The 9,101-nt window shown below is 54.5% G+C and carries 10 protein-coding genes; 5 read left to right on the top strand and 5 right to left on the bottom strand.

All coding sequences use genetic code 11. The features are described from left to right. Positions 1 to 1,463: 1,463 nt before the first annotated feature. Positions 1,464 to 1,706: a type II toxin-antitoxin system MqsA family antitoxin gene (locus QZN75_RS00505; RefSeq protein ID WP_292423330.1), complete on the bottom strand. Its 243-nt coding sequence runs from the start codon at positions 1,704 to 1,706 to the stop codon at positions 1,464 to 1,466. Positions 1,707 to 1,788: 82 nt separating this feature from the next. Further along, on the bottom strand, positions 1,789 to 2,019 hold the full coding sequence (locus QZN75_RS09950; RefSeq protein WP_366652778.1) for a DUF4258 domain-containing protein: 231 nt from the start codon (positions 2,017 to 2,019) through the stop codon (positions 1,789 to 1,791). Between the two features lie 156 nt (positions 2,020 to 2,175). Between QZN75_RS09950 and QZN75_RS00500 the strand changes: the two genes are divergently transcribed. The 4 genes from QZN75_RS00500 to QZN75_RS00485 all read left to right on the top strand — a co-directional run bounded on the left by QZN75_RS00500 (position 2,176) and on the right by QZN75_RS00485 (position 6,509). After that, complete coding sequence (locus QZN75_RS00500; protein ID WP_292423327.1) at positions 2,176 to 2,427, top strand: hypothetical protein; 252 nt, start codon at positions 2,176 to 2,178, stop codon at positions 2,425 to 2,427. Positions 2,428 to 2,756: 329 nt separating this feature from the next. Further along, the gene (locus QZN75_RS00495; RefSeq protein ID WP_292423326.1) at positions 2,757 to 3,101 is read left to right on the top strand and encodes a hypothetical protein; all 345 of its coding nucleotides are present in this window, start codon (positions 2,757 to 2,759) and stop codon (positions 3,099 to 3,101) included. After that, positions 3,094 to 3,342 carry a hypothetical protein gene (locus QZN75_RS00490; protein WP_292423322.1) on the top strand — a complete coding sequence of 83 codons (249 nt, stop codon included), beginning with the start codon at positions 3,094 to 3,096 and terminating at the stop codon, positions 3,340 to 3,342. The genes QZN75_RS00495 and QZN75_RS00490 overlap by 8 nt, the downstream gene beginning before the upstream one ends. Before the next feature lie 35 nt (positions 3,343 to 3,377). Then, complete coding sequence (locus QZN75_RS00485; protein ID WP_292423319.1) at positions 3,378 to 6,509, top strand: hypothetical protein; 3,132 nt, start codon at positions 3,378 to 3,380, stop codon at positions 6,507 to 6,509. 31 nt (positions 6,510 to 6,540) lie between these two features. On the opposite strand, the gene QZN75_RS00480 is transcribed toward QZN75_RS00485, so the two are convergent. Beyond that, entirely contained in the window at positions 6,541 to 7,290 is a 750-nt protein-coding gene (locus tag QZN75_RS00480) for a winged helix-turn-helix domain-containing protein (RefSeq protein WP_292423315.1), read from the bottom strand. Positions 7,291 to 7,423: 133 nt separating this feature from the next. On the opposite strand from QZN75_RS00480, the gene QZN75_RS00475 reads away from it, so the two are divergent. After that, positions 7,424 to 7,828 (top strand): pyridoxamine 5'-phosphate oxidase family protein, encoded by a 405-nt coding sequence (locus QZN75_RS00475; RefSeq protein WP_292423311.1) that lies wholly within the window; start codon positions 7,424 to 7,426, stop codon positions 7,826 to 7,828. 360 nt (positions 7,829 to 8,188) lie between these two features. On the opposite strand, the gene QZN75_RS00470 is transcribed toward QZN75_RS00475, so the two are convergent. Then, on the bottom strand, positions 8,189 to 8,626 hold the full coding sequence (locus tag QZN75_RS00470) for a P-II family nitrogen regulator (protein WP_292423308.1): 438 nt from the start codon (positions 8,624 to 8,626) through the stop codon (positions 8,189 to 8,191). A gap of 13 nt (positions 8,627 to 8,639) precedes the next feature. After that, positions 8,640 to 8,978 carry a P-II family nitrogen regulator gene (locus QZN75_RS00465; RefSeq protein ID WP_292423306.1) on the bottom strand — a complete coding sequence of 113 codons (339 nt, stop codon included), beginning with the start codon at positions 8,976 to 8,978 and terminating at the stop codon, positions 8,640 to 8,642. Positions 8,979 to 9,101: the final 123 nt, after the last annotated feature.

Genomic DNA, 9,101 nt, shown 5'->3' with positions numbered 1-9,101 from the left:
TGTCACCTTATCGTAAAGATTGAGGTAATATTCCTCTTAATTTATGTACAGGGGATATATTGAATATTGCGAGAGAAAAAGAGATCGCGGTATGGTGAGGGGATTTTGCAGGAAGTACTGTAAAATTGCTTCACCCGGATCTGCCATTAACTCTGTTCCTGCTCCCGGAACCATTCAATCGTCTCTTCCAGCCCGGCATTGACCGTGTATGCCGGTGCATACCCAAATGTTTCTTTGTGCCCGGATAATATCCGCAAGGGAAGCCCGTACATTCCCCGAAGTCTCCAACGAATGCACCAACAAACACTGGTTANNAAAAAGCAGGTACAGATCTCCCGGGTATGGATGAAAATCTCCTCATGCTCCTTACGTAGCTCGCGCAGGGCCGGGGGCGGACGTGATAAACTGGGGGCGGGCGCCAACAACAGAGACAATCTTCACACCAGATGATAAGGAAGTAATCAGTTAACCGTGTTTCTGTGCAATTTAAAAAAAAGTCCGGATGTGCGGCACGTGAAATCCCTGGTTGCCTCTTCATGCCCGTCGAAATATACGGCTGACATGCGGTGAGCCCGCTCATCGCGTACCCGTTTCTGCTGCTTTCGTTTCGATGTTTTTAGCTCTGGCAGGTCGGTCACCGGGACCCCCCGTCCCGTCTCACGACCCTCCGTCGTGGAAATCCGGCCCCGAATCTTCGTTTTCCCGGCAAACCAAGCCCAAAAAACCGCCCGATTCCCCTGCCTGAAAATCAGAACTCATATATGCCCCCATTTGTAAAAAAAAGCCTAAATTGAGCTCCATATAATGCCCATGGGAGCCCGATAGAAGCCTCCCGGCAGCCATTATTTTCATCATGAACAAGAGAACCCATCCGGGCCCAAAAACAGGCCTCAAAACGCTTCTATGAGACCGTTTTATTTCGTCCGATTTCAAAAATAAGGCTGATTTGAGGTTATTTTGAAACGGAGCCCGATACGTGCTTCTTTTGGGTACGGAAAGGGGTAATCGGAGCCCGGATTGAGCCCGGATGGGATGAGGCCGGGTACAGGGGGATCCTGGTAATGACGTTTCCTGGTGATTAATCTGCCGTTGTTCCTTTCGGCGTTCCTCTTTTCGGACCCAGACACAATTCTTTTGCGATACTGATTATGGCGCAATGATTGTCGAAAAACCATGCACACTCTTTCCCGCTGCACGGGACTTCGATAAACAATCCCCCGGTATCGACTGCAGTTCCAAATTTCTGGGGACACCTTTTCTGTGATGGCATAACGAAGGATCAGTTTCGATCTGATGAATCTTTCTTTTGAGTCCCGGAAAAGATTCTGTTCGAACAATCCGGGCGTAATCGGACACGATTCCTGACACCAATATCCAACAAATGGTAAACAACAGATCCCGTGCCGGGACACGAAGCGAGTGCCCTTTGTACACATGCAAAAAAAAGATCCGGGAAAAACAGTTCAGCACGGCACTGCAGATCCCGGCACGTATCGCCGGACATCTACCTGTGCACCGCTCTTTGCCATGCGCCCGGCAAGCGCCATGATATCGCGGGCGACCTGCTCGTCCACGTAATCCTCACCGCAATTGGTGCAGATCCGGGCCGGAACCTCTTTGACCACAAGAGTCATCCCGTCCCGTTCGAACGTGACCGTTGTTGTCCCTTCACGGGTCGTCCCGTGCCGGCAGATAACGCACTTCATGATCTCCTCCTCCTTAAAATTTTCTGATCAGACCGCCGGGTCCGGTTCGTATGCTGTGATAACAATTGCCTCACGGTCTCCATTATTGTATGCCGTTGCCTGCATGGAGCGGTCGGTGGTTCACCACCCCGGATACAAGACAGCTGGCACAGGGCTGATCCTCCGGATAATCCTCTATAACAGTGCCACACTTCAGCAGTTCAATGATTTCCCTAAGAGAGATCTGCCGCAAAAACATTTGCCTGAGGGCATGGATACGGAATATGAGCCGGTCGTGTACCGGAAACCGTTTCTTTTCAGCATCTTTTTTCATGCCCTGGCATCTCCGATCCATGGTTACCTGCATGAACCATTTAGGTTGTGGTTACCCCGTCCTCTCCCTTTCACATTTCGTCGCCCAAACTTTCCATCCCTAAAAGTATTCAGAAATCTTTAAGGTGAATCCCGTTCTTCAAAAAAGAAGAGCACCATGGAGCAGGCAGAGATTGATGCAGCTATCGAAGCGTTCGCACCATTCCGGCACACCATTGCAATGATTAAATTCCGTTGCATGGTCTTCGAGTTCCTGTTCTCTGCTCTCATGGCAAGCTGGTCCATCCAGAGAGACCCCCAGCCGGTCCCGCGTAACTATTATTCTGAGAACGAAGGAGTGCATGGCTACGCCGAGCGGGTTATCCCGCCTCTCTTCGAACTCTCCCCGTTCTTTTCTGACGTGAGCTAAGACCGCCGGGTCCGGGCGATTGCGGTTACGCCGTCGTCAGGTTTGTGCGGTCTTTTCTTTTAGGGCGTGGTGCTGGTACCTCCGTGTCCGGCATTTCGCCCTTTTCGCACGTCCTTTGAATGCTTTACAAAAACTTGCAACGAGGAATCCCTCATGAGAAAATCGTTTATCCTCTCCTCAACTGGCAGACGGAATACGGCCGGGAGATCCCGGCATTTTGGAAAACGGCAGGAGAACACTCTGGTACAGAAGCAGAACGGCAGGAAGAATCGGGCCGGAACCGGGGAGAGTAACGCCCTGCCTCCCCCCGCCCGAAGGCGGGGTGCCGTATGATCGGGACAAGCGGCGGCCTGCTTGAAATCCAGGCGCTCCTGATCCTCAAGTCCTTTGCCGTCCATGCCCTTCCCGCCCGGGCGATCGGGATCTCCCGCACGTTCTGTGATATCGTCGGCATGGTGCCGGGCGGGATCATCGGTGTCAAACTCAGGCGCTCGCTCTCGCAACCCCTGACAACGGAGCAGGCCACGCGGTGCTACTGGCCCGAGATCACGCTGATGAAGTCCTGCTGCCCGCAAAAACCCGTGCGGCTCGAACTCTGGATCGCTTTCTCCGGTGGACGGTGGCAGTTTTTTGAGATTGATGGTGACAACGTCCGGGAGGTGACGCATGCCTGACCGCCCTGAACCGGCGAGAGCGAAAGCACGGGTCCCGTCGGTCCCGCTCTTTTTGATCCCCAAAGTGATCCAGGAGCAGATCAAAAAGAAAGGCGAATCAGTCTTTGCCATCTTCGTGGAACGCAGGCTCCACCACCAGTACCGGGTCCGGGTCGAGACGTTCTTCGAGCATGCCCACCGGGCACGACAGGAAAAAACGAAAAAACCTGAATCGACCGTTCAGGACGTGCTGGATGTCTGACCCGCTAAAAGCGCAGCAACCGGCGGTGATGAACGGTGAACGAGCTGCTCCGTGATGCAGCAGCGCTGCTCCTCGCCCCCGGAAACGTCGTGGAAGTCCGGGCGCTCGCCGACCAGCACATCCATTCCGGGTATTTTTCCGACCGAAAAGCACTCATCCGGGCCGTCGAACCGCTCGATACCGACACGTCAGTCCTGGGAATCTATGTTACTCTCAACGACGTGAACCCGGCGCTCCTCGCACGGCGGGCGAACCGGATCAAACTGCGGCTCTGCAGGAAGGATGCGACCACGGGCGACGCGGATATCCTGCGCCGGCGCTGGCTTCCCATCGACATCGACCCAAAGCGCCCGAGCGGGGTTTCGAGTACCGATGAGGAACACGGGCTTGCACTCGCAAAGGCCGGTGAGATCGCCGCGTGGCTCGCGTCGCTTGGTTTCCCGGCGCCGGTCACCGGGGACTCCGGCAACGGCGCCCACCTGCTCTACCGGATCGATATTGCAAATGATGAACCGGCAACGCTCCTTGTCAAAGGCTGCCTTGCGGCGCTCGACGCGCTCTTCTCGGACGACCGGGTGAGCGTGGACACGGCAAATTTCAACGCCTCCCGTATCTGGAAACTGTACGGCACGGTGTCGCGCAAAGGTGACGATACCCAGGACCGGCCGCACCGGAGGAGCCGGATTCTATCGGCCCCGGACGTGCCGGTAGTTGTGACGGCTGAACGTCTCCGCGACCTTGCAGCCCGGCTGCCGGACGAGCAGCACGCACACCTGCAGCCGGCCGCAGCACCGGGAAAGGGTTTCGATCTCCGGCACTGGCTCGATCTCCACGGCCTCGGTGTCCGCAGCGAAAAACCGTACAGCGGCGGCACACTTTTTGTACTCGATGAATGCCCGTTCTCCACCGCTCACAAGGACGGGGCCTTTACGATCCAGTTTGCAAACGGTGCCGTCTTTGCCGGATGTAAGCACACGTCATGCGGCGGGGGAACGCAGCGGTGGCAGGAGCTCCGCGAGAGGTACGAACCGGGCCGGGCAGGAAAACAGAAGTGCTACGAACAGATCCAGCAGGCGTGGAAGAAAGACCGGGCCGTTGCTAAGGCACAACGCGAGGGACCGGCCGGTCCACCGGGGCCGGTACAGAAAACGGTTTTGCCCCCGCCACCCGGCCCGATGCCCCCGGAAAACCCGGATCACCGGGCCCGGGCGCTCGACATCCTCACTCATGGCGACCCGGTCGCGTACATGCTCGCCGCGTTCGCACAGGAGCATGTCGGCGATGAGATCCTCGCACGCTGCATGATCCTCTCGATGGCGTCGCAGGCAGTAAAGAACTCGGACGGGCTGCACGTCTCCGTAACCGGGGACTCCGGCAAGGGAAAGACCCACGCCTTCCGGAAGATGATGCGCCAGGTGCCGGACGCGTACAAGGTGAAGGGCACGGTGAGCAACAAGGCCCTCTATTACATGAAGGACCTCCGGCCCCGCACGGTCCTGATGAGCGACGATACCGAGCTCTCGGACAGTATCCAGGAGATCCTAAAATCTGCGACGAGCAACTTCCATGAGCCGATTACCCATACGACCGTGACAAAGGATCTCACCAGCCGTATCTGCACGATTCCCGAGCGGTGCGTCTGGTGGATTGCAAAAAAAGAGGGAACCGGTGACGACCAGGTACAAAACCGGATGCTTACCTGCTGGATCGACGAATCCCCGGAGCAGGACACCCGGGTGCTCGCCGCAAAACAGGCCCGGGAAGTGCTGGACCCGGACGTGGTTGTCGAAGAATCCGAAGAGCTCCTGACCTGCCGGGCGATCTGGGAACACCTGCACGGCGAGACATTCTGGGTGATCATCCCCTACTCACAAAGGATCCGGTTCCATGCAATCAATAACCGGCGCAACCCCGACATGCTCTATGACATGGTAAAAAGCCATGCGGCGCTCTTTTTTATGCAGCGCAAAAAGAAGACGAGCGGGGACGGGACTTCCTGCGTCTATGCAGACGAGGCAGATTTTGCAAGCGCAAACGAGGTCTTTACGCTCTTAAACGGTACAGCCGGAGGGCAGGAATCGAAGATGACACGAAGGGAGGCCGACCTGCTCGGAGCGATCCGGGAGGCGGATCAGCTCGAGTACACCATCCAGGATCTCCAGCGGCTCACCGGCTCGTCGTACTCCGGTATTTACAAATCCCTCAAGGGCTACGAAAGCAGGGGGAAAAATTACACCGGCCTCCTGGAAAAGTGCCCGGCGCTCTCGTTTACCGACCGGACGGTCACAACGCTCGGGGAGGACGGGAACACAGTGCGCCGCCGGACCGAGGCATACGCATGGGACCGGGAGCTCTACCGGCAGTGGAACGGCGGCGGGGCGTGCTGGCTCGACCCCGGCCCGGATGCGGGAGACGATGGCAGCAGCGGCAGTGATCCCGGGTCGTTTGCTGCATTGCAGCAGGTTTCCCGCACGTTTGCTGCATGTGCAGCAAATAAAAACGGTGCTTCCTGCGCTCCCGGTTCCTGCACCGGAGGGGATATTGATAATAATTCTGTACATGGATCAGGAAGCTTGCTGCAATCCGGGAATTGTGGAGCTGTTTGCGAACCGGATGGTTGTGCAGATCGTTCTCTGTATTCTGCTGCAAATGCAGCAAAGAACGATCGAAAAACAAAAAAATGCACCGGTTCAGAAAAAGAGAAATACTCCGCGCCCGGTTCCGTTGAAACAAATGCAGCAAACGTGCAGAAATTACCGGAAAACGCAGCAAAGAAGCACCCGCTCCGGAGCATCCGTGCAAAGGACTACAAGAAACTCGACATCCCGGAACCCGCGACCACCTGTTTTATCTGCGGGAAGAAAGGTGCGTGGTTCGTCGAGAAATTCACGAAGGAACGGCGGACCCGGGAGAAAGACCAGCAGGACGCCCGGCGGCTGTGCCGGTCGTGCTACGCAGCGGCGGTAAAAGCGGGGCAGGATGCTGCGGTTCCGCTCCCGGGGACGGTGGAAGTTTCCGGGATGGAGCGGGTAACAGCGGATCTCGGGAAATGTCCGGTATGCGGGGTGGCAAAGGTGGAGTGGATCGATGAGGAGGCTGGCGTGATGCTGTGCGGGCGGTGTTATACGAGGGAAACGAAATCCCGGAATGGCAGGGGAGCGGGGTGATGGGGGAATACAGTTGCCCGTTTACGGCATTTCAGGCTGACAGCACCTTATACAGTTCCCCAATCGCCGCCATTGTCTTATAGCCCTTATCCGTGATGATGTAATCCCCCCTGTCGTGGCGTTGGAGGATCATACCGGAATCTGTCAGTTTCCTGATGTGGAAGAGGAGGTTGCCACCCTTTAGGCCGGTCAGCTGGGAGATTTCCGAGAATGTCCGGGTCCCGGTTGCAACCGCCTTTACAATCTGGAACCGCTGGGTGTTTGCCACCGGTTCAAGGATGTCTTTTACCACGGCTTCATACGGCATTTCCGAGACAACCTCTTCGAGGTCTGGATTCTTCTGGCAGATGCCGAGCGTCTTCATCAGCGTGACCTGCTTTTCAAAAAGCCGGCCAAATTCGGAAAAACAGGTGTCGCACTTGTCGTACGGACCTTTTTTCCGGAGTGTCTTTACCCGCTCCCGGTACGACTCGATCAACTCGTCCGTGACTTCACCGTCACTGATATGCCGGGCGGAATTCTCTAAAAATTTCATGAACCCGGCATAACAGGTCGTATGCCTGGAACAGTCGTCCACCATCCGTGCGGAAAGATCGTCTTTTGCTGTGCTGATCTGGTGAGCCGCGAACACACCGGCGTAATCCTTCTTTACGTCAGCCAGTACCGCATCAAGGTGCTGCTGGTTCGCACGTTCGACAAAACGTTTCAGGTCTGTCCTCAATCCGGTAATTTCTGTCTTTAATTCGCGGATCTCGGCTAATGTACCCAATGCTGCGCCCATACTCTCCTCTCGTGTTTGATTCACGTGCTTATGACCATGAGGGTTATTTTTCTGCACCAGAAATCTTTTGTATATTTTTATGACCCTCATCTATATATCAATAATCTTGTCAAGAATATCCGGTGAATTTGTTATGGCAAAACTGACTGCAGAGATGAAAGAAGCGTTTGGCAAAATGAAGATCTTCCCGGTGGCAACCGCAACAAAGGACGGAATACCCAATGTCGTTCCGATTGGGGGAGTTGTGCTGGTCAGTGACGATGTGCTCTGGATTGTGGACAATTTCATGAACAAGTCGCTTGAGAACCTCAAATCAAACCCCCATATAGCACTTTATGTCTGGGGCCCGGAGATCAAAGGCTGTTTCCAGGTCAAGGGACATGCAACCATCAAGACCAGCGGACGGGAGTTCGATGAGATGAAGGCAATGATCAACAAGAAGAACCCGATGCTGCCCGCCCGTTCCCTTATCATCATGAAGATCACCGATGTCTTTGCATGCCTGCCGGGGCAGGATGCAGGGAAGAAACTCCTTTAACTCTTTTTTCAGGAACACGTTTGGTGTTTTTGTTGCATCAGTGGTTAATAGGGGGATTGTTTATTTTCAAAGGAAATTGCATTTCAGCTGCAGATGCAATAGTGCTGCGAGACAGGATTCCCTATCCCCTGCTCGACCGCCTCCATGGCCGGTGATACCTTTTTTTGTCATCAGGGCACCTCAAATGCCTCCTAAAAAAAAGATTCAGATGTACCGAAGCGGCAACTGACTTTTTTTCCCCGCAATTGCGATGAACGCTGCCGCACCAAAAAGGGACGCCCCGCGGCGGATCAGGAAGGGTAAAACCGCACTCGCCCCGCCGTGCCCCGGAGGGGCGTTCGCGGCGGGAACCCTCACACATTATACCACTGCTTTGGTTCCCCGTTCCCCTGTCCGGATCCGGATGGCATCGGCCAGAGGGCAGATAAAAATCCGGCCGTCACCATGGTGTTCGCCTTTGTTGATCTGAATAATTGTACGGACAATGAGCGGAACCTCCGTATCCTCTGCAACCATCATAAGCATTTTTTTTGGCAGAAAGCCCAGCTCGAATTCTTTCTCCACGGGAATATGGTATTTGGGATCTTCGGGATTGTCAATTAATCCCCGCTGATGCATGATGTGAACGCAAACGTCCCGTCGCAATGTTCCTTCAGGGTCGGGAGAGCAAATCGTACCTCCCTGCTGTCCTCGCCCGATAACACTGGTGAAGGTGACTCCTTTGACACCAATGGCATCAAGTGATTTTTTTGTCAATTCTAAGCATTCATTCCGGATAATCGCGATAATTTCTTTCATGCGGTTTGACCTCTCACATTTTCTTTCCGGTTCTGATGATATAGGATTCCTCAACATCTGTTACAAAGATCTTGCCGTCACCAATATTCCCTTCGGCAGGAAATTTTGTCGTTCCAGTCCTTGCTGCAGTTTCAATAACCTTAATTGCCTTGGATACGGCATCATCGGGGAGAACGATCATTATCATCTCTTTTGGTATTTCGGAGTACCTGACGGCTCCCTGGGTTATTCCCATCTCTTTGCCTCGCCCGGTAACATTCATACGGGTCATCGCAGAAATCCCGTTTTTTTCGAGAACTTCAATCACCCGCAGCGTGATTTCAGGTCTGATAATAGCACGAATCAGTTTCATGGACATTCCCTTTCTGATCAGTTTGATGCGACACTCATCGATCCGATTTCAATACCGATACATGATTTCCCTGTTCCGAATTTTTCGGCGAAATAACAGTATGATGGAAGTACCATTCCATCT

The organism is Methanoregula sp. (assembly GCF_003170075.1).
In the GTDB taxonomy this organism is placed as follows: domain Archaea; phylum Halobacteriota; class Methanomicrobia; order Methanomicrobiales; family Methanospirillaceae; genus Methanoregula.
Note: the sequence above shows the minus strand (reverse complement) of the source record. Positions and strands in the feature narration are given on the sequence as shown.